Annotated in this window: 20 protein-coding genes and 1 pseudogene; 13 read left to right on the forward strand and 8 right to left on the reverse strand. The window is 70.5% G+C overall.

What is annotated here, in order from left to right:
• Positions 1 to 3: 3 nt before the first annotated feature.
• Positions 4 to 2,085 carry a replication restart helicase PriA gene (gene priA, locus AC57B8_RS13690; RefSeq protein ID WP_496480521.1) on the reverse strand — a complete coding sequence of 694 codons (2,082 nt, stop codon included), beginning with the start codon at positions 2,083 to 2,085 and terminating at the stop codon, positions 4 to 6.
• A 479-nt stretch (positions 2,086 to 2,564) separates the two neighbouring features.
• Positions 2,565 to 3,674, reverse strand: a complete 1,110-nt coding sequence (gene hemE, locus AC57B8_RS13695; RefSeq protein ID WP_496479886.1) for a uroporphyrinogen decarboxylase — start codon at positions 3,672 to 3,674, stop codon at positions 2,565 to 2,567.
• A gap of 143 nt (positions 3,675 to 3,817) precedes the next feature.
• Between hemE and AC57B8_RS13700 the strand changes: the two are divergent.
• The 10 genes and pseudogenes from AC57B8_RS13700 to AC57B8_RS13745 all read left to right on the forward strand — a co-directional run.
• Positions 3,818 to 5,410, forward strand: a pseudogene (locus AC57B8_RS13700) (GMC family oxidoreductase); the annotation flags it as partial.
• Positions 5,411 to 5,489: 79 nt separating this feature from the next.
• Complete coding sequence (locus tag AC57B8_RS13705) at positions 5,490 to 6,296, forward strand: SDR family NAD(P)-dependent oxidoreductase (protein ID WP_496479887.1); 807 nt, start codon at positions 5,490 to 5,492, stop codon at positions 6,294 to 6,296.
• A gap of 17 nt (positions 6,297 to 6,313) precedes the next feature.
• Entirely contained in the window at positions 6,314 to 7,114 is an 801-nt protein-coding gene (locus AC57B8_RS13710) for a MoaF C-terminal domain-containing protein (protein WP_496479888.1), read from the forward strand.
• 27 nt (positions 7,115 to 7,141) lie between these two features.
• Positions 7,142 to 7,534 (forward strand): nuclear transport factor 2 family protein, encoded by a 393-nt coding sequence (locus AC57B8_RS13715; RefSeq protein ID WP_062476218.1) that lies wholly within the window; start codon positions 7,142 to 7,144, stop codon positions 7,532 to 7,534.
• Positions 7,535 to 7,580: 46 nt separating this feature from the next.
• Positions 7,581 to 9,083 carry an aldehyde dehydrogenase family protein gene (locus tag AC57B8_RS13720; protein WP_496479889.1) on the forward strand — a complete coding sequence of 501 codons (1,503 nt, stop codon included), beginning with the start codon at positions 7,581 to 7,583 and terminating at the stop codon, positions 9,081 to 9,083.
• Between the two features lie 42 nt (positions 9,084 to 9,125).
• Positions 9,126 to 10,391 carry an ABC transporter substrate-binding protein gene (locus tag AC57B8_RS13725; protein WP_496479890.1) on the forward strand — a complete coding sequence of 422 codons (1,266 nt, stop codon included), beginning with the start codon at positions 9,126 to 9,128 and terminating at the stop codon, positions 10,389 to 10,391.
• Between the two features lie 12 nt (positions 10,392 to 10,403).
• The gene (locus AC57B8_RS13730; RefSeq protein WP_062476232.1) at positions 10,404 to 11,273 is read left to right on the forward strand and encodes a branched-chain amino acid ABC transporter permease; all 870 of its coding nucleotides are present in this window, start codon (positions 10,404 to 10,406) and stop codon (positions 11,271 to 11,273) included.
• Positions 11,270 to 12,340: a branched-chain amino acid ABC transporter permease gene (locus AC57B8_RS13735; protein WP_496479891.1), complete on the forward strand. Its 1,071-nt coding sequence runs from the start codon at positions 11,270 to 11,272 to the stop codon at positions 12,338 to 12,340. The genes AC57B8_RS13730 and AC57B8_RS13735 overlap by 4 nt, the downstream gene beginning before the upstream one ends.
• The gene (locus tag AC57B8_RS13740) at positions 12,337 to 13,044 is read left to right on the forward strand and encodes an ABC transporter ATP-binding protein (protein WP_489060911.1); all 708 of its coding nucleotides are present in this window, start codon (positions 12,337 to 12,339) and stop codon (positions 13,042 to 13,044) included. Before AC57B8_RS13735 ends, AC57B8_RS13740 begins: the two co-directional genes overlap by 4 nt.
• A gap of 7 nt (positions 13,045 to 13,051) precedes the next feature.
• On the forward strand, positions 13,052 to 13,759 hold the full coding sequence (locus tag AC57B8_RS13745; protein WP_496479892.1) for an ABC transporter ATP-binding protein: 708 nt from the start codon (positions 13,052 to 13,054) through the stop codon (positions 13,757 to 13,759).
• Here AC57B8_RS13745 and AC57B8_RS13750 read toward each other — a convergent pair.
• Complete coding sequence (locus tag AC57B8_RS13750) at positions 13,756 to 14,688, reverse strand: LysR substrate-binding domain-containing protein (RefSeq protein ID WP_496479893.1); 933 nt, start codon at positions 14,686 to 14,688, stop codon at positions 13,756 to 13,758. The two genes, AC57B8_RS13745 and AC57B8_RS13750, sit on opposite strands and share 4 nt — an antisense overlap.
• A 163-nt stretch (positions 14,689 to 14,851) precedes the next feature.
• Between AC57B8_RS13750 and AC57B8_RS13755 the strand changes: the two genes are divergently transcribed.
• Together AC57B8_RS13755 and AC57B8_RS13760 are read left to right on the forward strand one after the other, a co-directional pair.
• Positions 14,852 to 15,841, forward strand: a complete 990-nt coding sequence (locus AC57B8_RS13755) for a tripartite tricarboxylate transporter substrate binding protein (protein ID WP_496479894.1) — start codon at positions 14,852 to 14,854, stop codon at positions 15,839 to 15,841.
• A 5-nt stretch (positions 15,842 to 15,846) separates the two neighbouring features.
• A complete protein-coding gene (locus AC57B8_RS13760; protein ID WP_496479895.1) occupies positions 15,847 to 17,145 on the forward strand; it encodes a hypothetical protein in 1,299 nt (432 codons plus the stop codon).
• 10 nt (positions 17,146 to 17,155) lie between these two features.
• Here AC57B8_RS13760 and AC57B8_RS13765 read toward each other — a convergent pair whose 3' ends face one another.
• From AC57B8_RS13765 to AC57B8_RS13785, 5 genes are all read right to left on the reverse strand, one after another.
• Entirely contained in the window at positions 17,156 to 18,136 is a 981-nt protein-coding gene (locus AC57B8_RS13765; protein WP_095949470.1) for an AraC-like ligand-binding domain-containing protein, read from the reverse strand.
• Positions 18,137 to 18,288: 152 nt separating this feature from the next.
• Entirely contained in the window at positions 18,289 to 19,596 is a 1,308-nt protein-coding gene (locus tag AC57B8_RS13770; RefSeq protein ID WP_496479896.1) for an MFS transporter, read from the reverse strand.
• A gap of 129 nt (positions 19,597 to 19,725) precedes the next feature.
• The gene (locus tag AC57B8_RS13775; protein WP_174250269.1) at positions 19,726 to 20,418 is read right to left on the reverse strand and encodes a redoxin domain-containing protein; all 693 of its coding nucleotides are present in this window, start codon (positions 20,416 to 20,418) and stop codon (positions 19,726 to 19,728) included.
• A 128-nt stretch (positions 20,419 to 20,546) separates the two neighbouring features.
• Positions 20,547 to 22,775: a protein-disulfide reductase DsbD family protein gene (locus AC57B8_RS13780; protein ID WP_496479897.1), complete on the reverse strand. Its 2,229-nt coding sequence runs from the start codon at positions 22,773 to 22,775 to the stop codon at positions 20,547 to 20,549.
• 61 nt (positions 22,776 to 22,836) lie between these two features.
• Positions 22,837 to 23,610 carry an alanyl-tRNA editing protein gene (locus tag AC57B8_RS13785; protein ID WP_496479898.1) on the reverse strand — a complete coding sequence of 258 codons (774 nt, stop codon included), beginning with the start codon at positions 23,608 to 23,610 and terminating at the stop codon, positions 22,837 to 22,839.
• Between the two features lie 130 nt (positions 23,611 to 23,740).
• Between AC57B8_RS13785 and AC57B8_RS13790 the strand changes: the two genes are divergently transcribed.
• Entirely contained in the window at positions 23,741 to 25,093 is a 1,353-nt protein-coding gene (locus AC57B8_RS13790) for a PQQ-dependent sugar dehydrogenase (protein ID WP_496479899.1), read from the forward strand.
• The last annotated feature ends 10 nt before the right edge of the window (positions 25,094 to 25,103 follow it).

A 25,103-nucleotide genomic window follows, 5' to 3' on the forward strand; every position in this document is an offset into this window, starting at 1 on the left:
CGCTCAGATGCTGTGCGGGTCCACGTCCACCAGCCAGCGGATCACGCCCTTGCCCTCGGGCGTGCGCCGCAGTTCGTGCAGCAGCGGCTGCCAGGCGGCCAGCAGGCGCTGCAGCGCGGCGCGTGAGGGGCTTTCGATGAGCATCTGCGCGCGCTCCACGTTCGCCACGCGCTGGATCGCCAGCGGCACCGCCGGGTAGCGCGTGACCAGGTCGGCGCCGGGCAGCGCCTCGGCCTGGTCGGCTGCGAGGTTCAGGAAGCCCTGCGCCACCGCCTGCTCGCGCGCGTCGGCGCGCACCAGCGCCTGGAACGCGAAGGGCGGCATGGCGGCGGCCTGGCGTTCTTCGAGCTGCTGCTTGGCGAAGGCCTCATAGTCGTGCCGGCGCAGCGCCGCGAACAGCGGATGCGGCGCATGGTGCGTCTGGATCCACATCTCGGCCTTGGCGCCTTGCGCCGCGAGGTAGGCGGCGTCGCGGCCCGCGCGGCCGGCCGACTGCATCAACAGGCTGAATAAGCGCTCGGGCGCGCGGAAGTCGCTGGAGAACAGCGCACCGTCGGGGTTCACCGCGGCCACCAGCGTGATGCGGCGGAAGTCGTGGCCCTTGGCGATCATCTGCGTGCCGACCAGCACGTCGACCTCGCCCGCGTGCACGGCCGCGAGCTGCGATTCGAGCGCGCCTTGCTTCTTGGTGCTGTCGGCGTCGATGCGCGCGATGCGCACCGCGCTGCCGTCCGCATGCTTCACGCCGGCGAACAGCTCGGCCAGGTGCTCTTCGAGCCGCTCGGTGCCGCGGCCCACGGGCGCGATGTCGGGGTTGCCGCAGGCCGGGCAGGCGCGCGGCACGCGCTCGGTGAAGCCGCAGTGGTGGCAGCGCAGCGTGCGGTCGATCTTGTGGAACACGCGGTAGGCGCTGCAGTGCGGGCATTCGCTCTTCCAGCCGCAGTCGCCGCAGGCCAGCACCGGCGCATAGCCGCGCCGGTTCAGGAAGATCATGCTCTGCTCGCCGCGCGCGATGCGCTGGCCGATGGCATCGAGCAGCGCGCCCGAGATCACCGTCTTCGGCGGCTGCAGGTTCATGTCCACCAGCCGCACCGCCGGCAGCGCGCCCGCGCCGATGCGCGAAGGCATGGCCAGCCGCACGTAGCGTCCGCCCGGGTCGTCGCCCTCGGGCGGCCGGCTCTGGTGCCAGCTCTCGAGCGAGGGCGTGGCCGAGCCCAGGATCACCTTGGCCTTTTCGCGCTGGCCGCGCCACACGGCGAGGTCGCGCGCCGAGTAGCGCGCACCTTCCTGCTGCTTGTAGCTGGGGTCGTGCTCCTCGTCGACCACGATGAGCTTCAGCCCCGGGATCGACGCGAACACCGCCATGCGCGTGCCCAGCACGATGCGCGCGGCGCCGCTGTGCGCCGCCAGCCAGCTCGCCAGCCGCTGCGGGTTGGTCATGCCGCTGTGCAGCGACACCACGGCCTCGTCGCCGAAGCGCGCCTTGAAGCGGGCCTCGAGCTGCGGCGTGAGGTTGATCTCGGGCACCATCACCAGCGCCTGCGCCTCGGGGTCGCGCGCCAGCAGGTTGGCCACGCAGCGCAGGTAGACCTCGGTCTTGCCGCTGCCGGTGCTGCCGACCAGCAGGAAGGTGCCGGTCTCGGCCTCGATGCGGGCTAGCGCGGCCGACTGTTCTTCGGAGAGGGCGATCAGGTTCGCGGATTCGGCCGTCTCGGCCACCGGCCCGGCGGTGGTCTTGCGCTTGAGGCGGCGCGCCAGCTGGGTGGTCGTCAGGTCGCGCAGCTGCGGCGGCAGGGCGGCCAGCGCGATCTCGCCGATCGAGCGCTGGTAGTAGCGCCCGGCAAACGCCACCAGGTCGCGCCAGGCCTCGCCCAGCGGCGCCAGCGCGTCGAGCGCCGCGCCCACGGGCTTCAGCGCCATGTCGGGCTCGGCGCCCTCCAGCGAGGTCGGCTCGTTCCAGACCACGCCCAGCACCTCGCGCTTGCCCAGCGGCACCCGCACCAGCGTGCCCGGCACCAGCGGCTCGGCGCCGGCGTAGCTCAGCAGGTCACCCAGCGCGGCATGCGCGGGCGTCTGCACCGCGATGTCGAGTCGCCAGGGGCAGGAGACGTTTGTGGCGGATGTGACCGTCGGCGCGCCGGCTTCGGGCGGCGATTCGGTGGAGGGGCTGGGCGTCCTTTTTGGCAAGGTTTGTTAATGCGTTTTGGAGCAAGACCGCTTAAGTTGTTGATTTCACAGCGCTTTGGCGGTCATCCAGAGTTTCTGTGGATAACTTTGTTGACAAGACGGCTGGATAGTCGCCGAAGCCTTGATTTTCAAGGCTTCCGCTGGAATGCCTGTAAAAAAAGCAAAAATCAAAACCTATATAAATCAACCACTTAGCGTCGCTATTGGTTTAGGAGCAGAACCAATGCCCCCTCAGATAATCTTGCGCAGTGCAACACGCGTTTTGTGCATAAGTCGGGCGTCCGGGGCCGTTTTAGGGCTTGACAAACGCCGGGCGACTGGCTTTCAGGGGGCGCTGAGTCTGCCAACCGGGCGGTCGGCAGTTCACATTTGTTAGCTCAAGTGCGCAGCGCGCGCGACTGGTCGTGCACCGCCTGGACCAGCGCCGCGACGTGGTCGGGCGGCGTGAACTGGCTGATGCCGTGGCCCAGGTTGAAGATGTGCGTCGGGCCCGCGGTGGTGCGGTCGGTGTGGGGCTTGCCGAAGGCCTGCAGCACCTTGCCGACCTCGGCCTCGATGGCCGCGGGCGGGGCGAACAGCACGTTCGGGTCGATGTTGCCCTGGATCGCCTTGGCCTTGTCCTCGGTGCCTTCGGCCACGAGGCGGCGCGCGGCGGCGAGGTTCACGGTCCAGTCGACGCCGAGCACTTCGCAGTCGAGCGCGCGCATGGCGCCCAGCCACAGGCCGCCGCCCTTGGTGAAGACGATGCGCGGCACCGGCTGGCCGTCGGGGCCGTTGCGTTTCAGGCCGGCGAGCACGCGTGCGGTGTAGGCCAGGCTGAATTCGTGGAAGGCGCCGTCGGCCAGCACGCCGCCCCAGCTGTCGAAGATCATCACGGCCTGTGCGCCGGCGTCGATCTGTGCATTGAGGTACGCGGCCACCGAATCGGCATTGACCGCGAGGATGCGGTGCATCAGGTCGGGGCGGCCGTACAGCATGCTCTTCACGAGGCGGTAGTCGCTCGAGCCCGCGCCTTCGACCATGTAGCAGGCCAGCGTCCACGGGCTGCCCGAGAAGCCGATCAGCGGCACGCGGCCGTTCAGCGCCTTGCGGATCGAGCCCACGGCGTCGAACACGTAGCGCAGCTTGTCCAGGTCGGGCACTTCGAGCGCGGCCACGGCCGCTTCGTCGCGCACGGGGCGCGCAAAGCGCGGGCCTTCGCCGGCCTCGAACGACAGGCCCAGGCCCATCGCGTCGGGCACGGTGAGGATGTCCGAGAAGAGGATGGCTGCGTCGAGCGGGTAGCGCGCCAGCGGCTGCAGCGTGACCTCGGTGGCGTAGTCGGTGTTCGTGGCCAGCCCCATGAAGCTGCCGGCCTTGGCGCGCGTGGCAACGTATTCAGGGAGGTAGCGGCCGGCCTGGCGCATGAGCCAGACGGGCGTGTGATCGGTGGCCTGGCGCCAGCAGGCCCGCAGGAAGGTGTCGTTTTGCAAAGGGGCGAAAGGCATGGCCCGATTGTCGCAGGGCCCCCCGCGTTCGCCGTCAGTTGACCGACAGCGCACTTTGCGTTGCATCAACCCGCCCCGATGCGCCAGGGCGCGCGCCAGCCGCGAGCATCCGTTCCCGACAACAACTTCAGTCTGGAACGGACATGGCGCAGCAGGTTTTCGATGTGGTGGTGGTGGGCGCCGGCTCGGCCGGCTGCGTGCTGGCGCACCGGCTGGTGCGCGCCGGGCGCCGCGTGCTGCTGCTGGAGGCGGGCCCGCCCGACGACGACCGCTTCATCTACATGCCCGCCACCTTCGTGCGCGTGATCGGCACCGAGCGCACCTGGGCCTACGAGAGCGAGCCGCAGCCCGCCGCCGCCGGCCGCAAGATGTTCGTGCCGCAAGGCCGCACGCTGGGCGGCGGCAGCTCGGTCAATGCCATGGTCTACGTGCGCGGCACGCCGGCCGACTACGACGGCTGGGAGGCGCAGGGCTGCGAGGGCTGGGGCTGGCGCGATGTGCTGCCGTGGTTCCGCAAGGCCGAGGGCAACGCGCGCTTCGCCTGCGAGCTGCACGGCACCAACGGGCCGCTGAAAGTGAGCGACACGCGCTTTCGCCATCCGCTGAGCCTGGCCTTCCTGCGCGCCGCGCAGCAAAGCGGCCTGGCCTACAACGACGACTTCAACGGCGCCGCGCAGGCCGGCGTGGGCTTCTACCAGACCACCACCTTCGAAGGCCGGCGCGCCAGCACCGCCGCCACCTACCTCGCGGCCGTGCGCGACGACCCGAAGCTCACCGTGGTGACGGGCGCGCACGTGCTGCGCGTGCTCACGCAGGACGGCGCGGCGAGCGGCGTGGTCTACCGCACGGGCCGCAACGGCAGCGGTGAAGAGGTGGTCGCCACCGCGCGCGATGAAGTGATCCTCTCGGCCGGCGCGCTCGCTTCGCCCAAGTTGCTGCTGCTGTCGGGCATCGGCCCCGGCGCGCAGCTGCAGGCGCTGGGCCTGCCGGTGGTGAAAGACCTGCCCGGCGTGGGCGAGAACTTCCAGGACCACCTGGAGGTGTCGGTCTACGGCCGCACGCGCGAGCCCGTGAGCCTGCTGGGCAATGACCGCGGCCTGGCGGCGCTGAAGCACGGCCTGCAATGGATGATGTTCGGCTCCGGCCTGCTCACATCGAACGTGGTCGAGAGCGGCGGCTTCGTCGACACCACCGGCGAGGGCCGGCCCGACCTGCAGTTCCATGTGCTGCCCGTGCTCGTGGGCGACGTCGACCGCGAACCGCTGGCCGGCCACGGCCTGTCGATCAACCCCTGCTTCCTGCGCCCGCAGTCGCGCGGGCGCGTGGCGCTGCGCAGCGCCGACCCGATGGCGCCGATCCTGTTCGACGGCGGCTACCTGCAGGCGCAGGCCGACGTCGACACGCTGGTGCGCGGCGTGAAGCTGGCGCGCCGCATCCTGCGCGCGCCGGCACTGCGCGAGGTGGTATCGGAAGAGCTTGCGCCGTCGGCCGCCGACGACATGTCCGACGAGGCCCTCGAGGACTACGTGCGCGAGCGCGCCAAGACCGTCTACCACCCCAGCGGCACCTGCCGCATGGGCCGCGACGCCATGGCCGTGGTCGATGCGCGCATGCGCGTGCACGGCGTGGCGAAGCTGCGCGTGTGCGACGCCTCGGTGATGCCTTCGCTCGTCAGCGGCAACACCAACGCGCCGACCGTGATGCTGGCCGAGCGCTGCGCCGACTTCGCGCTGTCAGGCAACTGAGATTGCACGTTCGGTCAATCGCCGAAGCGCACTGAAACCTAGAGTCCTTCCCAAACAGGAGACACAGCGAATGAGTTCCCCGAATTCCATGGCCGGCAAGGTCGCGTTCATCACCGGCGGCGGCACCGGCATCGGTGCGGCGGTGGCCGCGCAGTTCGTCGCGGCGGGCGGCCGCGTGGTGCTGATGGGGCGGCGCCTCGCGCAGCTCGAAGCGGTGGCGTCGAAGCTCGGCGGGCTCGCGGTGGCGGGCGATGCAGCGAACACTGCCGACGTGCAGCGCGCCCTGGCCGCCGCGCGCGAACGCTTCGGCGGCGTCGACGTGCTGGTCGCCAACGCGGGCGGCCACGGCGTGGGCGATGCGCTTGCGACCGACGACGCCTCGTGGGCGCTGTCCACGCGCCTGAACCTCGACACCGCCTTCGTCTGCGCACGCGAGCTGCTGCCCGAGCTCATCGCGCGGCGCGGCAACATCGTCGTGCTCTCGTCGCTCGCGGGCCACTTCGCGGGGCCGGGCGTGGTCGGCTACGTGACCATGAAGCACGCGCTCATCGGCCTCGTGCGTTCGCTGGCGCGCGACTACGGACAGCAGGGCGTGCGCGTGAACGCCGTGTGCCCCGGCTGGGTGCGCACCGAGATGGCCGACGAGCAGATGCAGGTGCTCGTCGACAAATGCCGCCTGCCCGATGCCGACGCGGCCTACGCCCTCGTCACGCGCGACGTGCCCATGGGCCGCGCCGCCAGCCCCGACGACGTGGCGAATGCCGTGCTGTTCCTCGCCTCACCGCTGGCCGCGATGGTCAGCGGCAGTTCGCTGATGGTCGATGGCGGCGCGTCCGCGGTCGACCTGCCCACCATCGCCTTCGCGCACGACGCCTGAGAAGAAGGAAGCAATCCATGAGCACCGACACCACCCAGCCCGCCGACTGGAAGACCTACGACCAGTTCGCCCTCGGCATCGCAACCAACCGCCTGCCCGTCACCGACGCACTCGCCGGCCAGACGCTGCGGCTCGCGCTGCCCGGCTTCCAGCTCACGCTGCAGCCGCGCGCGCAGCACACGCTCGACTGGCACGAAGACGGTGCACGCGGCGGCCAAGGCCAGGGCGACTGGTACGAGGCCATCGAGGTCGCGCCCGACACCTTCTTCCTCGACATCACGCAGGCCAGCCGCCCCAGCGAGGCGCTGACCGTGGTCCTCAACACGCGCACGCGCCGCGTGCTCGCGATTCGCTGCCGCATCATCGGCGCCGACGAGGCCGCGGGCCAGCCGCGCGTGCCGCAGGACTTCTGGCCCGGCACGCTCGAAGGCGGCGCCGCCACCGGAAGCGCGCCGCACGCCACGCGCGACCTCATCGGCCTGCGCACCTGGCAGACCTACAGCCCCAACCACACCTACGAGCACACCTACCTGAGCGCCGAGCGCTACGCCTGGCAGTGCCTCGTGGGCGTGCAGCGCGGCCACGGCGACGTCGACCTGGCGAGCTACTGGAAGTTCGACGACGACCAGTACGTCTTCACCTTCCGCGAGTTCCTGATCCCGGTCGCGTCGGTGTTCTTCTTCGACTTCGCGAACGGCCGCTCGACCGGCAAGTTCCTCGGGCTCACCGGCACCGGCGCGATCGCCAACAACCCCGCCGGCGCCTTCATGCGCAAGGCCTCGCAGACTTTCTACCCGCCCGAGTTCGGGCCCGTCTGACTTCACCGTTGTCCAGGAGCTTTTGTCATGCGCACCCCTTACCAGATCGTGGCCGACCACTACGCCGCCTCCGACCGCCACGACCTCGCCGCGATGTTCGCCGACGTGGCCAACGACGTGCAGTGGACCGAGATGGCCGGTTTTCCCTGCGCCGGCACGCACGTCGGCCCCGCGCAGGTGGTCGAGAAGGTCTTCCAGGTGCTCGGCGCCGAATGGGAGGGCTACCGCTTCGTGCTCGAGCGGCTGGTCGACGGCGGCGACACCGTGGTCGGCATCGGCGACTACCACGCGCGTCACCGCAAAACCGGCAAGCCGATGCAGGCCCGCGTCACGCATGTGTGGCAGGTGCAGGGCGGAAAGGTGCGGCGCTTCGAGCAGTTCACCGACACGCTGCTCGTGGCGCGCGCCATGCAGCCGTGACGCCTCTTTCCTTCGCATCCCTCGCATCCCTTCCCGGAGCCCGCCCATGAATCTGCGCGACCTGTCGATCGAACACCTCGGCCAGGTGGGCCTGCTGGCGCAGCGCCGCCGCGGCAACCACATCGACGGCCACGAGGTCGTGCCCCGCAACGGGCAGTACCTGCCGGTGGTCGACCCGGCCACCGAGATGACCGTGGCCGAGGCCCCCGACAGCGACGCGGACGACGTGCACGCCGCCGTCGCCGGCGCGCGCCGCACCTTCGAGAGCGCCGCGTGGAAGTCGCTGCGCCCGGCCGACCGCGAGCGCCTGCTGTACACGCTCTCGACGCTCATCGAATCGCACGCCGACGAACTCAGCGCGCTCGAAACCCTGCAAAGCGGCAAGCTGCGCGGCATCGCGCGCATGGTCGACGTGGGCGCGGGCGCGGAGTTCGTGCGCTACATGGCAGGCTGGGCCACCAAGCTCGAAGGCCAGACGCTCGACAACTCCATCGGCATCCCCGGCGCGCAGTGGGTCACGTACACGCGGCGCGAGCCGGTGGGCGTGGTCGCGGCCATCGTGCCGTGGAACTTTCCGCTCGCCATCGCGCTGTGGAAGGTGGCGCCCGCGCTGGCGGCCGGCTGCACCGTGGTGCTCAAGCCGTCGGAAGAAACGCCGCTCACCGCGCTTCGGCTGGCCGAGCTGGCGCTGGAGGCGGGCTTTCCGCCGGGCGCGCTCAACGTGGTGTGCGGGCGCGGCGCCACGGCCGGCGCGGCGCTGGCCGCGCACCCGGACATCCGCAAGATCAGCTTCACCGGCTCGACGGCCGTGGGCCGGCACATCGGCCACGCGGCCGTCGACAGCATGGCGCGCTTCACGCTGGAGCTGGGCGGCAAGTCGCCGCTCATCGTGCTCGGCGACGCCGACCCGGCGGCGGCGGCGCAGGGCGCGGCCAACGGCATCTTCTTTCACCAGGGCCAGGTGTGCACCGCGGGCTCACGCGTGTACGTGCAGCGCGGCCTGTTCGACGAGGTGGTGCGCCGGCTTGCGCAAGCGGCCGAGGGCCTGCACATCGGCTCGGGCTTCGACCCGAAGGCGCAGTTCGGGCCGCTCGTGTCCAAGCGCCACCTGGCGCGCGTGATGGCGCACATCGACGGCGCCGTGGCCGAAGGCGCCACGCTGGTCACGGGCGGGCGCCAGGCCTTCGACGGCGGCTGCTTCGTGCAGCCCACCGTGTTCGTCGACGCGCAGCCATCGATGCGCATCGCGCGCGAGGAAGTGTTCGGCCCGGTCGCAACCGTGGTGCCCTTCGACGACGTGGACGACGCGGTGCGCCTGGCCAACGACAGCGCCTACGGCCTGGCGGCCAGCGTCTGGTCGAACGACCTCTCGGCCGTGCACCGCATCGTGCCGCGCCTGCAGGCGGGCGTGGTCTGGGTCAACGCGCACAACGTGCTCGACAACGCGCTGCCGCTGGGCGGCGTGAAGCAGTCGGGCAGCGGGCGCGACCTGGGGCGCGCGGCGGTGGAGAGCTTCACCGAACTCAAGAGCGTGTGCATGGCGGTGTAGCCCCGCCCCGGTTTCGATCACCCAGAAAGAAGGAGACACCTCATGCAAAGCAAAAGACGAATCGCGCTGTCGGCCGTTGCGGGCGCGCTGGGCCTGGCCGGCTTCAGCGGCGCCTGGGCGCAGGCGGGCCCCGACTGCGGCCTCAACACCGGCAAGCCCGCCACGGGCGAGCCCATTCCCATCGGCGCCGTGGTCGGCAAGACCGGCCCCGACGACTTCAGCGCCTCGGGCCAGGCGGCGGCTGCGTACTTCAAGTGCGTCAACGCCAACGGCGGCATTCATGGCCGGCCCGTCGACTACCTTGTGCTCGACGACCAGTGGAACCCCGAGACGGCCGCGCAGGTGGCCTCCAAGCTCGTGAAGGACCGCAAGGTGGTCGCGCTCGTGGGCAGCACCAGCTTCGTGGAGTGCGGCGCCAACGCCAAGATGTACGCCGACGAGGGCGTGATGGTCATCGCCGGCACCGGCGTGCCGCGCGAGTGCTTCAACGCGCGCAACTACGTGCCGGTGAACGCGGGGCCGCGCGTGTCGGCCACCATCGCCGCGATGTACGCCGCGCAGAAGTACAAGGCGAAGAAGATGGTCTGCATCATCCCGAACATCCCGAGCCTGGGCAACTGGGCCTGCGAAGGGCCGAAGGAATGGGGAAAGAAGAATGGCGTGACGGTCGAGACCCTCACCATCGACCCCGGCTCGGCCGATGCCACCTCGACCATGCTGCAGGCCGCCGCGAAGAAGCCCGACACCATCATCATGAACGTGCCCAAGGGCATCCTGGTGCCGATGCTGGCCGCGGCCGAGCAGCAGAACCTGGGCAAGAAGATCCACTTCGTGTCGGCCGCGCCGGCCTACAACGTCGACGTGCCCAAGGCCATCGGGCCGTACTGGAAGGGCAACTTCGACGTCAACCTCGAATTCAACCCGCTCGAATCGGCCGGGCCCGACAACAAGAACTGGCTCGCGGTGATGGACAAGCACGGTGCCAAGAGCGACCCGCGCGACACCTTCTCGCAGGCCGGCTACCTGGCCGCGCGCCTGGCCACGCAGGCGATGCTGAAGATGGACCCGAAGAAGCTCGACCGTGCCAGCGTGACCGACGCGCTGCGCAAGGTGAGCGACTTCCGCAGCGACATCCTGTGCAAGCCCTTCTACGTGGGCAGCGGCAACCGCCACAACGCCAACAACAGCGGCCCCATGGCCAGCCCCGACGGCAACGGCTGGCGCTTTGCGCCCGGCGGCTGCCTCACGGCGGACGACCCGGAGCTGGTCGACATCCGTGCCGACGAGCAGAAGATGGGCCTGAAGTAAGCGCGCCGGGCCATGGAGGACTACCTGCCTTTCGTCATCTCGGGCCTGGGCCTGGGCGCGGTGTACGCGCTCTCGGGCGTGGGGCTGGTGGTGCTCTATCGCTCGTCGGGCGTGCTGAACTTCGCCTTCGGCGCCATCGGCGCGCTCGGTGCCTACGTGGCCTGGACGCTGCTCGAAGCCGACTGGCCGCAGGGCCTGGCGTGGTGCGCGGCGGTGCTCGCGGCCATGGCGCTGTCGCTGGCCTACGGGCGCCTGCTGGCGCCGCGCCTGTCGCACCGCGACCCGACCATCCGCAGCATCGCCACGCTGGGCTTCGCGCTCGTGGTGGTGGGCTTCACCGAATGGACCTGGGGCGAGCAGCCGCGCCGCCTCGTGCTGCCGACCGACGGCGGCGCGCTCGAATTCGTGTTGGGCGAGGTCGAGGTGCGGCTCACGCACACGCGCGCACTCGGCCTGGCGCTGGCGGTGCTGATGATGGGCGGCGTCGGCCTGCTGCTGTCGAAGACGCGCGTGGGGTTGAAGATGCGCGCGCTGGCCAACGACCGCGACCTGAGCGCGCTGCTCGGCATCCGCGTGCTCGGTGTTGACACGGTGGCGTGGATATTGAGCGGTGCCTTCGCGGGCGTGTGCGGGCTGCTGCTGGCCAACATCGTGCGGCTGCAGGCCACGCTGCTGACCTTCCTCGTGATTCCGGCCTTCGCCGCCGCGATCATCGGCCGCCTGCATTCGCTGCCGGCCACCGTGGCGGGCGGCATCGCCATCGGCGTGCTGGAGGCGCTGGCGATCACGGTGCCGGGCTTCGCGGCCTTTCGCACCGCCACGCCGTTCCTCATCGCGCTGGCGATGATCGTGTTCTACCGCGCGGGGACGCGGTCGGCATGAACGCGTCGATCCTCGAAGGCGCCATGCCCGCGTCCGACGCCGCACCCGCCGCGCTCGCGCAGGCCACGCGCCGCGCCCGCCGCTCGCTCATCTTGATGGTGGCTTGCGTGCTGCTGATCGGCTGGGCCGTGCCGTGGTTCGCGAACGCGTACTGGATCAAGACGCTCACGTCGTCGCTCGCGTTGTCGGTCGCGGCGGCCGGCGTGGCGCTGCTCTATGGCCAGCTCGGGCTGGTGTCGCTGTGCCAGTACGCGCTGCTGGGTGCGGGAGGCTGGGTCGCGCTACGCGCGGGGCACGGGCTCGGTTGGCCCTTCGAGCTGTCGGTGCTCGCGGGCGGGCTGCTGTCGTGCGTCGTGGGCATGCTCGCGGGGCTGCCGGCGCTGCGGCTCAAGGGGCTGTACCTGGCGCTCGTCACGATGATGATGGCGGGCGGCTTCCAGGTGGTCGTCAACGTGACGGGCTTTCCCGACGGCGGCGCGGGCTGGCTGGGCCGCGTGTTCGGCAGCGAGCGGTTGATGATGCCGCGGCCCGCGCTGGCGCTGTCGGACGCCGCGTACTTCCGCTACGTCGCCGTGTGGCTGGCGGCGGTGCTGGCGCTGATCGAGCTGCACCGGCGCACGCGCGCGGGCCGTTCGTGGGCGCTGATCCGGCGCGGCGAGGCGGCGGCCGTGGCGGCCGGCGTGAACATCCTGCGCTACCAGACCTGGGCCTTCGGGCTCGCGGGCTTCTGCGCGGGCGTGGCCGGTGCGCTGCTCGCGGGCGGCGTGGGGCAGCTCGACGGGCGCGCCTTCACGGCCGGCGAATCGGTGATGCTGTTCGCGCTCACGGTGGTGGGCGGCGTGTACCACTGGGCCGGCGCGCTCATCGCGGGCTTGCTGCTGCGCGCGGTGCCGGCGCTGCTGACCGACTTCGGCGTCAACGGCTACCTCGCGATGATCTTCTTCGGCGTGGCGCTGCTGCATGCGCTCATCACCGCGCCGAGCGGCATCGCGGGGCAACTGATGGGCGTGTTCGATGCGGTGCGCCAACGCTTCGCTGCATCGAAGGACAAGGACGCCGCGCCATGATCCGCATCGACGATCTCACCGTCGCCTTCGGCGGCGTCAAGGCCATCGACGCGCTCACGGCGCAGCTCGATGCGCCCGTGTGCGGCCTCATCGGGCCGAACGGCGCGGGCAAGACCACGCTGGTCAACGTGCTCAGCGGCCTCGTGTCGCCGAGTGCGGGTCGCGTGGCGGTGGACGGCGCCGACCTGCTGGGCCTGAAGCCCATCGCGCGCGTGCGCTTCGGCCTGCGCCGCTCGTTCCAGACCGAGCAGGTGGTGGAAGACCTCAGCGTGTGGGACAACGTGCGCGCGCTGCTCGACCATGTGCCGCATGCGCGCGGCGAAGCAACATCGCAGGTGGCGCGCGCGCTGTCGCACACGGGCCTGCTCGACGTGGCGACCGTCATGGGCCACCGCCTCAACCTGTTCCAGCGCCGCATGCTGGAGCTTGCGAAATCGCTGGTCGGTGCGCCCAAGCTGCTGCTGCTCGACGAGCCTGGCGCCGGCCTCACCGAGCAGGAGGCCGGCGTGCTGCGCCGCACGATCGGCGCGGTGCATGCGTTCTGCGGCGCGCAGGTGCTGCTCATCGACCACGACGTCGACCTGATCGCCGCGACCTGCACGCAAACCCTGGTGCTCGACTTCGGCCGCCGCCTCGCGCTCGGCCCCACGCGCGAAGTGCTCGACGATCCGGCCGTGCGCAAGGCCTACCTGGGAACGGAGTGACCACCCCATGCTGAACGTGACGGATCTGCGCCTGCAGCGCGGCGGCAAGGCCGTGATGCACGGCATCGACCTGCAGGTGCCGCCGGGCGAGGTGACGGCGCTGCTGGGCGCCAACGGCGCGGGCAAGTCGAGCACGGTGATGGCGATCGGCGGCGTGTTGCCGCTCGCGGGCGGGCGCATCGAGGTCGAGGGCCACGCCCTGCACGGCCAGCGGCCCGAGCGCGTGCGCGCGCTGGGCGTGGCGGTGGTGCCCGAGGGGCATCGCGTGCTCGGTGAGTTGTCGGTGCTCGACAACCTGCGCGCTGCGGCCACCGCGCTGCCTGCGGCCAGCGTGGCCGATGCGGTCGAGCGCGTGCTCGGCGTGTTCCCCGAGCTGCGCGTGAAGCTCGCGCTGCCTGCGCGTTCGCTGTCGGGCGGACAGAAGCAGATGGTCTGCATCGCGCAGGCGCTCATCGGAAACCCGCGCTACCTCGCGATCGACGAACTCTCGCTGGGGCTCGCGCCCGCGGTGGTCAAGCGGCTGGTCGAGGTGGTGCAGCAGGTCGCGCGCGAGGGCGTGGGCGTGCTGCTGATCGAGCAGTTCACGACGGTGGCGCTGGCCGTGTCGAGCCGCGCCTATGTGCTGGAGCGCGGGCGCATGGCCTTTGCGGGTTCGTCGGAAGAACTGCGCAGCCGGCCGGAGATCCTGCACAGCAGCTATCTCGCGGCGGCCTAGGCGCGCTCCTTCTGCGCCTTCCGTGCGGTGGGCATCACGAAGGCCTGGAAGTAGTCGCGCAGCCGCGCGGTGAACTCCTCGGCGATGGCCGAAGGCGCCGACTGCGGCGAGTACGCCATCGACACCTCCACCGGGCAGCGCGGCGACAGCGGCAGGATCTTCAGGTCGCGCGCGAACACGGAGGCCACGTAGGGGTTGACGATGCCGACGCCCGTGCCCTGCGCCGCCATCATGCAGATGGTGACCGAGTAGGTGGTCTCGACCGTGGCGGCGCATTCGATGCGGTGCTGCTGCAGCGTGCGCTGGAACTGCTGGTGAATCTCGTCGTCGGCATTCAGTGTGAGCAGCACCTGTTGCTTCAGGTCGCGCACATGGACGGCGTCGCGGTGCGCCAGCGCGTGCCCGGGATGCACGACGCACACCGCGCTGGCCTTGTGCAGGCTGACCGCGTCGAGCTGCGGGTCGTGGAAGGCGGCGGTGCTGAGCGCGACGTCGTACAGGCCGTAGAGCAGGCCCTCGCGCAAGGCGTGCGTGCCGACGGTCTGCAGGTTGACGTGCACCTCGGGGTGCAATCGCGAGAAGGCATGGATCACCTGCGGCATGACGCCCAGCCCGAGCGCCGGCGTGCAGCCCACGCGCAGCGAGCCCGCGCCCGACTTGCGCAGCACCGCCACGCTCTGCTCGATGCGGTCCAGGCCCAGGAAGTGGCGCTGCACCGTGTCGAACAGCTGGCGCGCCTCGTGCGTGGGGCGCAGGCGGCCCTTGTGGATGTCGAACAGCTTGAGCCCGGTGGCATGCTGGATCTGCGAGAGCAGGCGGCTCACGGAGGGCTGCGTGGTGTGCAGCAGGGCCGCCGCGGCGGTGGTGGTGCCGGTCTGCATCACGGCGCGGAAGGCCTCGATCTGGCGGAAGTTCAATGGGCGCGACATGCGGGGGCTCCTGGGGCTGCACGGTGCAAGGCAGAAAGCATGGCATATCTTTTCTGCATAGCCTGTGAATGAAAATGAATTTTTCAGAATGATGCTGCGTTCCTAGACTGCGCCCTATCCACCCCCTCCATCGCGCCGTCGCGGCGCACAGCAAGGAAGACGCATGACACAGCACTGGCCCCGCAGGGCCGCCGGCCTCGGCCTTCTCGCACTGGCCCTGGGCGTCGCTTCGATGTCGCAGGCATCGCAGCCGCAGGCCTATCCCGACCGGATGATCCGGCTCGTGGTGCCCTTCACCGCCGGCGGCAGCTCCGACGTGCAGGCCCGCATGCTGGCCGACCGGCTGGGCAAGCTGTACAAGCAATCGGTGGTGGTCGACAACAAGCCCGGCGCCGGCGGGCACATCGGCGGCAAGTTCGTGGCCGACGCACCGGCCGACGGCTACACGCTGCTGCTCGGCTCGATCGGGCTGCACGCGACCTACGGCGTGTTCAAGAAGCTGAGCTACGACCCCGCGACCGACCTGAAGGTGGTCACGGTGCTGGCCGAGATGCCGCACGTCGTGGTGGCCCACCCCGCGCTTCCCGCCAACGACCTGAAGCAGCTGGTGGCGCTGGCGCGCAAGCAGCCGGACACCATCAACTTCGGCTCGGCCGGCGTGGGGTCGTCGGTGCACATGATCGGCGAGCTCTTCAAGCTCACGGCCAACGCACCGCTCGTGCACGTGCCCTACAAGGGCAGCACGGCCGCGCTGAACGACCTGCTGGCGGGGCAGATCCAGCTGATGTTCGAGAACCCGCCGACCACGCTGGCCCACATCCGCGGCGGCAAGCTCAAGGCGCTGGCCGTGACGGGCAAGACCCGCCTGCCGGCGCTGCCCGAGGTGCCGACCGCGATCGAGTCGGGCTTTCCGGCCTTCGAGGCCACCTCGTGGACCACGGTGGCGGTGAGCGCCAAGGTGCCCGACGCCATTGCCGACAAGCTCAATGCCGACATCCGCAAGATCGTTGCGGCGCCGGAGTTCCGCCAGGGCCTGTCGGAGCAGGGCATGACGGCGGTGGCGAACACGCGAGATGTCGCGACGCGCTTCATCGCCGCCGAGAAGCTGCGCTGGGACAAGGTGATCCAGCAAGGCCGCATCGCCGCGGAGTGAGCCCGATGTCGTCGAACCCACTTCTCGAGCAACCTCGCCTAGCACCGGCACCCTGCCGCCGCGTGGGCGATGGCGCGCAGCACCATTTCTTCGGCTACTACAACAAGAGCGCCTGGGACCGCAGCGGGTGCTACCTGCTGGCGCAGCAGGTGCCCTGGATGGACGCCGAACTCACGCCGACGGCGGCAGCACGCATCGGCTACTTCGACCTGCAGGACAACGACCGCTTCCACGCGGTCGGCGACACCACCGCATGGAACTGGCAGATGGGCAGCCAGCTGCAGTGGCTCGACGGCGCACCGGGTCGCCAGCTGATCTACAACAGCCGCACCGGCGATGCCGATGCGTTCTACCCCGGCTTCGGCGCCACGGTGCTCGACGTCGACACCGGCGCGAAGCGCCTGCTGCCCTTGCCGATCTACGTGGTGGCGCCCGACAGCCGCTGGGCCTTGAGCGTGGACTACCGGCGCCTGTACATCACGCACCGGACCATCGGCTACAGCGAGGCTGGCGGGCCGTTCGAGCTGCCGCTCGCACCGGCCGACGATGGCATCCACGCGACCGACCTGGCCACGGGCACGGCGCGGCTGCTGCTGAGCTACCAGGACCTGCGCCAATTCCACCCGCGCGCGTCGATGGACAAGGCGATCCACTGGGTGAGCCACATCGAGGTCAACCCGTCGTCGTCGCGCGTGCTGTTCCTGCACCGCTGGACCGAGCGCGTCGAGGACGAGACCTGCTTCCTGCACCGGCTGCTCACGATGAACCCCGACGGCTCCGACCTGCGCCTGCTGGAGTGCTCCGACCACCCGCTGCCGCAGCTGGCGGACGACTTCGACCCGACGGCCGTGGGCACCTTCGACTACGAGAAGTCCGAGTACCAGATCTCGCACCCGCTGTGGCAGGACGACGCGCACATCATCGTGTGGGGCCCGCACGCCGGAAAGATCCACTACCACCTGTACCACGACCGGGAGGGCGGCGAGGTCCGCGTGATCGGCGACGGTGTGCTGGTGGAGAACGGCCACATGACCTTCTCGCCGGTCAACACGCGCTGGCTGCTGAGCGACACCTACCCCGACGCCCGCACGCACGAGCGCGTGCTGTTCCTGTTCGACATGGCCACCGGCCGGCGCCACGACCTGGGCAGCTTCTACGCCTCGCCGGACCTGAGCAAGGAGAACCGGTGCGACCTGCACCCGCGCTGGCGCCGCGACGGACTGCAGGTGTGCATCGACTCCGTGCACGAATCGCAGCGGCAGATGTACATCGTCGACGTGTCGGGGATCGTGGGCAGCCCCTGAAAGGCGTTGCCTAGTGTGTGAGCGCCGGCGACGCCGCCCGCTGCGCCTCGCGCCGCTGGAACTCGCGCGGCGACACGCCGTACTGCGCCTTGAACACGCGGCAGAAATGCGCGCTGCTGTTGAAGCCCCAGGCGAAGGCGATCTCGGACACCGAGGCGCGGCCGCCCGCGGCCTGGCGCAGCGCCTCGCTGCAGCGCTCCAGGCGCATCTGCCAGATGAAGCGGTCGAGCGTCTGGTCTTCGTCCTCGAACACGCGGTGCAGGTAGCGCTTGGAGCAGCGCAGCTGCTGCGCGATGAGGTCCAGCGACAGGGCCGGGTCGGCCAGGTGCGCGTGCACGAACTGCTTCACGCGCGCCTTCAGCACGCCCGGCAGCGGCTGCGCGCCGAACTGCTCGTCGGCGTGCGTGGCGAGCGTGGAGGCCAGCAGGCCCAGCACGGTGTCGCTGACCGAGCGGCCGACAGCATTGGGCAGCGACGGCAGCTGGTCGGCCAGCGAGGTAAGGAAGGAGCCGAGCACCGCGTACAGCCCCTGCATGGCCGGCGTGTGGGCCTCGCAGGTGTGCAGGTCGGGCATCTTCATGCCCTTGAACTGCTGGCGCGGGATCGTGATGGCCAGCAGGCGCGAGCGCTCGGGGTTGGTGATGGCGTAGGGCACGCGCGGGTCGTACAGGCTCCAGTCGCCCGGATGCAGGTGGAACTCGCGGTCGCGCTGCGAGATGTGGCCGTGGCCTTCGAGCTGCAGCACCAGCTTGTAGTGCTCGTCGAGCGCGATCTCGCGGTGCGTGTCGGGCCGCGCCACGCGGTGCGAAGGCGCCTCGATCATGAACATGCCCAGCGGCCCGAGTTCGTAGGCGTCCATGCGCGCGTCGAACGGGCCGGGGTCGAGGCACTGCACGCGCAGCGCGCCGAAGTACGACTCGTTGATGCGGCCCCAACAGGCCTGCCGGTCGGCCGGGTGTTCGAGCCGGGTGCTGAAGTGGTGTGCGTTCATGCCGTGGTTCCCTGGGGGCGCCGGAAGCGCTGGTGCAGGATAGGCAGGTCGGCGCGCGCCATCATCGGTACTTCCACCCGGGGCGGCAGGGGCGGTGCGCTCCCGGTCAATGGCCGGTGCGCGCTGGGTCAATGCCCGCGGTTCACACCTTCTCAGACGACGGGCACGCGGCCCGCGTCGGCCGGGTCGACATTGCGGCGGTACAGCATGAGCGTCGCGATCAGCCCGCAGGCCGCGGCGGCCGTCATCCACAGGCCGGGCGCGCCCTTGTCGCCGGTCATCTCGATCAGCCCCGTGGCAATCGCCGGCGTGAAGCCGCCGAACAGGGCCGTCGCAAGGCTGTAGGCCAGCGAGAAGCCGGCGGTGCGCACGCTGACCGGCATCACCTCGGTGAGCGCCACCACCATCGCGCCGTTGTAGCTGGCGTACAGGAACGACAGCCACAGCTCCACCTCGAGCATGCGCGCGAAGCTCGGCGCACTGACCAGCCACTTGAGCGATGGGTAGGCCGTGAGGATGGTCAGCACGGTGAACAGCACGAGCAGCGGCTTGCGCCCCACGCGGTCCGACAGCGAGCCCATGACCGGCAGCCAGAAGAAGTTGGAAATGGCCACGCACAGCGTGACGATCAGCGCGTCGGTGGTGCTCAGGTGCAGCACGGCCTTGCCGAAGGTGGGCGTGTAGACGGTGATCAGGTAGAACGACACGGTGGTCATCGACACCAGCATCATCCCGGCGACCACGAGGCCCCAGTTGGCCACCATCGAGCGGAAGATCTCGCGTGCGTCGGGGCGGTGCTTGCGCGCCATGAACTCCTCGGTCTCCTGCAGCGAGCGGCGGATGATGAACAGCACCGGCACGATCAGGCAGCCGACGAAGAAGGGAATGCGCCAGTAGAAGTCGCCGATCTCCTGCGAGGTGAAGGTCACGTTGAGCCAGTAGCCCAGCGCGGCCGCCACGACGATGGCCACCTGCTGGCTGGCCGACTGCCAGCTTACGTAGAAGCCCTTGCGGCCCGGCGTGGCCATTTCCGACAGGTACACCGACACGCCGCCCAGCTCCACGCCGGCCGAGAAGCCCTGCAGCAGCCGTCCGACCAGCACCAGCAGCGGCGCGATGACGCCGATGGTCGCGTAGCTGGGCACGCAGGCGATGAGCAGCGTGCCGACGGCCATCAGCGCGAGCGTGACGATCAGCCCCTGGCGGCGGCCCACGCGGTCGACGTACGCACCGAGAAAGATCGCGCCCAGCGGCCGCATCAGGAAGCCCGCGCCGAAGGTCATGAAGGTCAGCATCAGCGACGCGAACTCGTTGCCGGCGGGGAAGAAGGCCTTCGAGATCTGCGTGGCGTAGAAGCCGAACAGGAAGAAGTCGAACATCTCCATGAAGTTGCCGCCGGTCACGCGCAGGACGGTGGCGAATTTCGAGGAGGAATGCGCGTTGGCAGGCGCGGAAGTCATGGTGTGTCCCCTGGGGCGGTGTTGTGGGCCCAAGGGTAGGTCGGGGTTCCCGACCGGGACCTGACGGGGGGAGTCAGGTAGCTGTCAATGCGGCGCGCCGCGCAGGCCGGCGACGCGCGTGCGGCACGCTCAACTCTTGTACTTGATCGAACACCCGTACGGCCGTGTGCTCGCCATCGACACCGGTTTTCCGCCGGTCACTTCGCCCAGCGCCTGGTTCACGTAGTTGGTGGCGGTCTTGATGTCGTCCACGCGGGCCGAGGCGATGCTGTCGATGCCGCCGGCATACACCAGCGTGCCCTTGGGGTCGATGATGAAGATGTGGGGCGTGGTGCGCGCGCCGTAGACCTGGCCAATCACGCCGTCTTCGTCCATCAGCACGGCGGTGGGCGCGGCCTTTTGCGACTTCATCCAGGCGTCGAGCGCGTCGGCCTTCAGGTAGTCGCTGGCGGCGCGTTCGGTGGAGTTGATCGCGAGCCAGACCACGCCCTTGTCGGTGGCCGCCTTCTGCGTGGCCGGCATGTTGCCGCTGCCGTAGTGCTTGCGCACGAAGGGGCAGCCGGGGTTGGTCCATTCGAGCACCACGAACTTGCCCGCGAAGTCCGAGAGCTTGTGCTTGGCGCCGGTGGTGTCGACGGCCACGAAGTCGGGCGCCTGCTGGCCCACGGCGGGCGCGGCGAAGGCGTTGGTGCCCATGAGGAAGGTGGCGCCCAGCGCGACGGCGGCGGCCACGACGGCGCGGCGGGAAGCGCGGCTGAGGGCGGCGCGTGCCTGGCGCGCGGCGCGAAGGGAGCGTGAGTCGACAGTGGGCGAGAGCGTCATGGCCAGCTTGAACTCCAAAAAAAACAAAATTCCAAACAACAACTGCAGCTTAGAACGGTTTCTTCAAGTGCGTGTGACAACCCATGACAGCGGCGTTGTCATCTCGTTTCAATTCACCGCATCGGCGCTCAAAGCGCTGCCAACGCGGCGCGCACCTCGTCTTTGCTGAGGATTTCGGTCAGCACGACAGGCGCCTTGCCCGGCGCCTGCAGCACGTACACGGGTACGCCGCTGCGGCCCAGCGCGGTGAGCGCGGCGGTGATGGCGGGGTCGCGCCGGGTCCAGTCGGCGCGCAGCATGGCGACCTGCTTCGTGTCGAAGTCGGCGAGCACTTCGGCGTCGGCCAGCGTGCTCTTCTTGTTGTACTGGCAGGTCACGCACCAGGCGGCGGTGAAGTCGATGAACACGGGCCGGCCCGCGGCCGCCATGTCGCTCACGCGCTGGGCCGACCACGGCTGCCAGCGCTCGCCGTCGTTCGGTGCTGCCGAGGCCAGCTTGGCCGTCGGCTCGGGCACCTGCACGATGTTGCGGCCGATGGTGCCGGCCAGCACGGCGGTGAAGGCGATCATCACGGTGGCGATGACGACGCGCGTGCGTCCGGTCAGCGTGAGCGCCCAGACCACGGCGGCCAGGCACACCAGCAACGCGAGCAGCGTGCCTGCGCCGTCGATGCCGCTTTGCTGGCCCAGCACCCAGACCAGCCAGGCCACGGTCGCGAACATCGGGAAGGCGAGCAGGCGGCGCAGCGTGTGCATCCACGGGCCCGGCTTGGGCAGCAGGCGCGCCACGGCCGGCACGAAGCCCGCCACAAGGTAGGGCAGCGCCAGGCCCAGGCCCAGCGCGGCGAACAGCAGCAGCGCCTGGGCCGCCGGCAGGCCGATGGCAAAGCCCAGCGAGGCGCCCATGAACGGCGCGGTGCAGGGCGAGGCGATCACCACGGCGAGCACACCGGACAGGAAGTCGTTGGCCAGCGGATGCTTGGCCTGCGCGCTGCACACCGACTGCGGCGCGGCGCGGCCGAACTCGAACACGCCGGCCAGGTTCAGCCCGAGCAGGGTGAAGAGCGCCGCCAGCGCCGCCACCACGCCGGGCGACTGCAGCTGGAAGCCCCAGCCGAGCTGCGCGCCGGCCGCGCGCAGCGCCAGCATGGCGCCGCCCAGCGCGAGGAACGACAGCATCACGCCGCCCGTGTAGGCCAGGCCCGCCTTGCGGTGCGCGCTGGCGTTGCCGGCCTGCCGCGCGAAGCCCAGCACCTTGATCGCGAGGATCGGGAACACGCAGGGCATGAGGTTGAGCAGCAGGCCGCCGAGCAGCGCGCCGAGCAGGGCGACCATGAAGGTGCCGGCGGGCTGGGCCTGCGCAGCGGCAGCAGGGGCCGCCGCCTGGGCCGCGTTGGCGGCCAGCGCCGCCTGCAGCGCGGGCGACACCTCGGCGGCGCGCGGCGCGGCGGTGGCGGCGGGCCAGGTGCCCGACACCGGCGCCTCGGCGCGCCAGGCCACGGGCTGGCCGGCCTGGCGGTCGGCCTCGGCCAGCGCCACCACCACCGGCATGGCGGCGGGGCTTTCGCTGCGCTGGTCGGCCAGCGGCATGGTGGCGGTCCAGGTCGCGCCGTCCCAGGCCTGCGTCCAGTCCTTGCCGGAGACGGCGGCGGTGCGGATCACCTCGGGCGTTTCAGGGAAGAACTCGAGCGTCTTGCCGCGCACGGCGGCGGGCAGGCCTTCGAGGCGCACCTTGAGCTGCTGGCCCTCGACGGCGATGGCGCCGGGCGCGCCCAGCGGCTGCGGTTGCGTGGCCTGCGCGGTGTCGAAGGCCGGCTTGTTCAGCGCGGTCGAGCCGCGCGTGGGCAGCGAGAGCGTGAACTCGCCCTCTTCGGGAATGCATTCCTTGCGGCAGACCAGCCAGGAGGCCTGCAGCTTGATGTCCATGGCCGGCGAGCCGCCGGTGAGCGCCACGTCGGGCTTGTAGAGCGTCGAGACCTCGAGCGGCACCGGCAGCAGCACGGTGTTCTCGTAGCCGTAGTTGGCGAGCGTGCCGACCGGGATCTTCTTGGGCACCGGCCAGGCGATCTCGCCGGTCGAGACGCCGGCGGGCAGCGTCCACTTCAATTCGGTCGGAAGGCCGGAATCGCCGGCGTTCTTCCAGTAGGTGTGCCACTCGGGCTGGTGGGTGATCTGCAGCCCGACCCAGACCGGCGCGCCGGGCGCCACGCCCTGGGGCGCATGGGCGACCAGTTCGGCGCGCACGTGGGGGGTGGTGACCACGGCCCCGGTCTTCGGGGCCAGCTGGGCCGCAGCCGGCATACAGGCTGCGGCGGTAGCTATCAGAAAAGTAGCGAAAGAGATGCGCGAAAAGGTCATGCCGGTCAGTCGGAGCCAGAGGGCGGGGCGAAGTTCCTGGGGGCCGGGTCTTTCCCGAGGCTCAGGCCGCGGTGGCCGCGGGCCAGCCCAGCACCACGCGCCGGGTGGTCGCGCTCTTCTTCTCGATCTTGGTGACGACCATGGCGCCGATTTCCGCCGTGTTGGCCACGTGCGTGCCGCCGCAGGGCTGGAAGTCGATCGACGGCGCGCCGCCGTCTTCGCCCGTGCCGCCGATGCGGATGGTGCGCACCGTGCCCGTGCCGCGCGGCGGCTGCACGCTCATGCTCTTGACCAGCGCGGGGTTGGCGTCGAGTTCGGCGTCAGTGATGGCCCCCACGGTCAGCGGGTGGGCGGCCTCGACCAGCTTCGCAAGGCCCGCGGTGAGCGTTTCCTTGTCGAGCGGGTCGGTGATGTGGAAGTCGATGCGCGCGTACTCGGGCGTGATCGAGCAGCCGTTCACCGGCACCGGTACGAGGTGGCACAGCAGGTGGCTGGCGGTGTGAAAGCGCATCAGCCGGTGGCGGCGCTCCCAGTCGAGGCGGGCGGTGACGGTGTCGCCGGGCGCCAGCGCAGCCAGCAGCGCGGCCTGGTCGGGCGCGGGCACGTGGACGAACTCGGCGGTCGGCAGGCCCTCGGCGTCCTTGGCCTTGCGGGTGTCGGCGATGGCGATTTCGCGGCCGTCGGCGAGCACCAGCACGCCGGCATCGCCGGCCTGCCCGCCGCCCAGCGGATAGAACACGGTGCGGTCCAGCACGATGCCGGTGTCGTCGATGCGCAGGATGCGGGCTTCACAGGTGCGCAGGTAGGCGTCGGCGCGGAACAGGTCGTCGGTCATGCGGCGATGGTAGCGATGATGCGCGAAGGAGGTGCGCGCACGCCGGAAAGCGCCCACGACCGACACGCCCGCGCCGTGCGATTGCGCATGATCCGGCGGTCTGCGGCCGCCCGCCGCGCAAGGAATCCGCATGAACGCATCGCCGCACCTTCCCGTCCGCCTCGCTGTGTCCGCCGCGGCCGTGGCCGCCGTGCTGCTCGTCGCCGGCTGCGGCGAGACCGCCAAGCTCGCGCCCGAGCTCACGACAGGCCCCCGGCCGCAGCTGGCCGATCCGAACAAGACGCTGATCCCCACCGTCAACGTGGCGCCCGCCGTCGGCTGGACCGACACTGCCGGGCCCACGCCCGCCGAGGGCCTGCGCGTGACGGCGCTGGCGCGCGGGCTGGACCACCCGCGCTGGGTCTACACGCTGCCCAACGGCGACGTGCTGGTGGCCGAGAGCAACAAGCCGCCCAAGCCCGAGGGCAGCGGCGCCGGCGGCCCGGTCGCCAAGGTGCGCAACTGGGTCATGGGCAAGGTCATGGGCCGCGCGGGCGCCGGCGTGCCCAGCGCCAACCGCATCACCTTGCTGCGCGACGCCGATGGCGACGGCCTGGCCGAGGTGAAGCAGGTGTTCCTGGCGAACCTGACATCGCCCTACGGCATGGCGCTGGTCGGCAACGAGCTCTTCATCGCCAACGCCGACGCGCTCGTGAAGGTGCCCTACACCGAGGGCCAGACCTCGGTCAGCGCCACGCCCACCGTGGTGACGGCGCTGCCCGCCGGCCTCAACCACCACTGGACCAAGAACGTCATCGCCAGCGCCGACGGCAGCAAGCTGTACGTCACGGTCGGCTCCAACAGCAACATCGGCGAGAACGGCATGGCGGCCGAAGAGGGCCGCGCCGCGATCTGGGAGGTCGACGCGAAGAGCGGTGAGAAGCGCCTGTTCGCCAGCGGCCTGCGCAACCCCAACGGCATGGGCTGGGAGCCCGAGACGAACGTGCTGTGGACCGTGGTGAACGAGCGCGACGAGATCGGCAGCGACCTCGTGCCCGACTACCTCACCTCGGTGAAAGACGGCGCCTTCTACGGCTGGCCCTGGAGCTACTGGGGCGGCGTGGTCGATGCGCGCGTCACGCCGCAAAGGCCGGAACTGGTGGCCAAGGCGCTGGCGCCCGACTACGCGCTGGGCGCGCACGTCGCGCCGCTGGGCCTGGTGTTCTCGCACGCGCGCGGCATGCCGCCCGAGTTCGCGAACGGCGCCTTCATCGGCGAGCACGGCTCGTGGAACCGCAAGCCCAAGTCGGGCTACAAGGTGGTGTTCGTGCCCTTCATCGGCGGCAAGCCGAGCGGGCCGCCGGTCGACGTCCTCACGGGCTTCCTGAGCGCCGACGAAAAGGCGCACGGCCGGCCGGTGGGCGTGGCGCTCGACAAGAACGGCGCGCTGCTGGTGGCGGACGACGTGGGCAACGCAGTGTGGCGCGTGTCGAAGGCGAAGTAGCCCGGCGCGG

This window comes from Variovorax sp. BGA-UO-ETr-C22 (assembly GCF_059567965.1).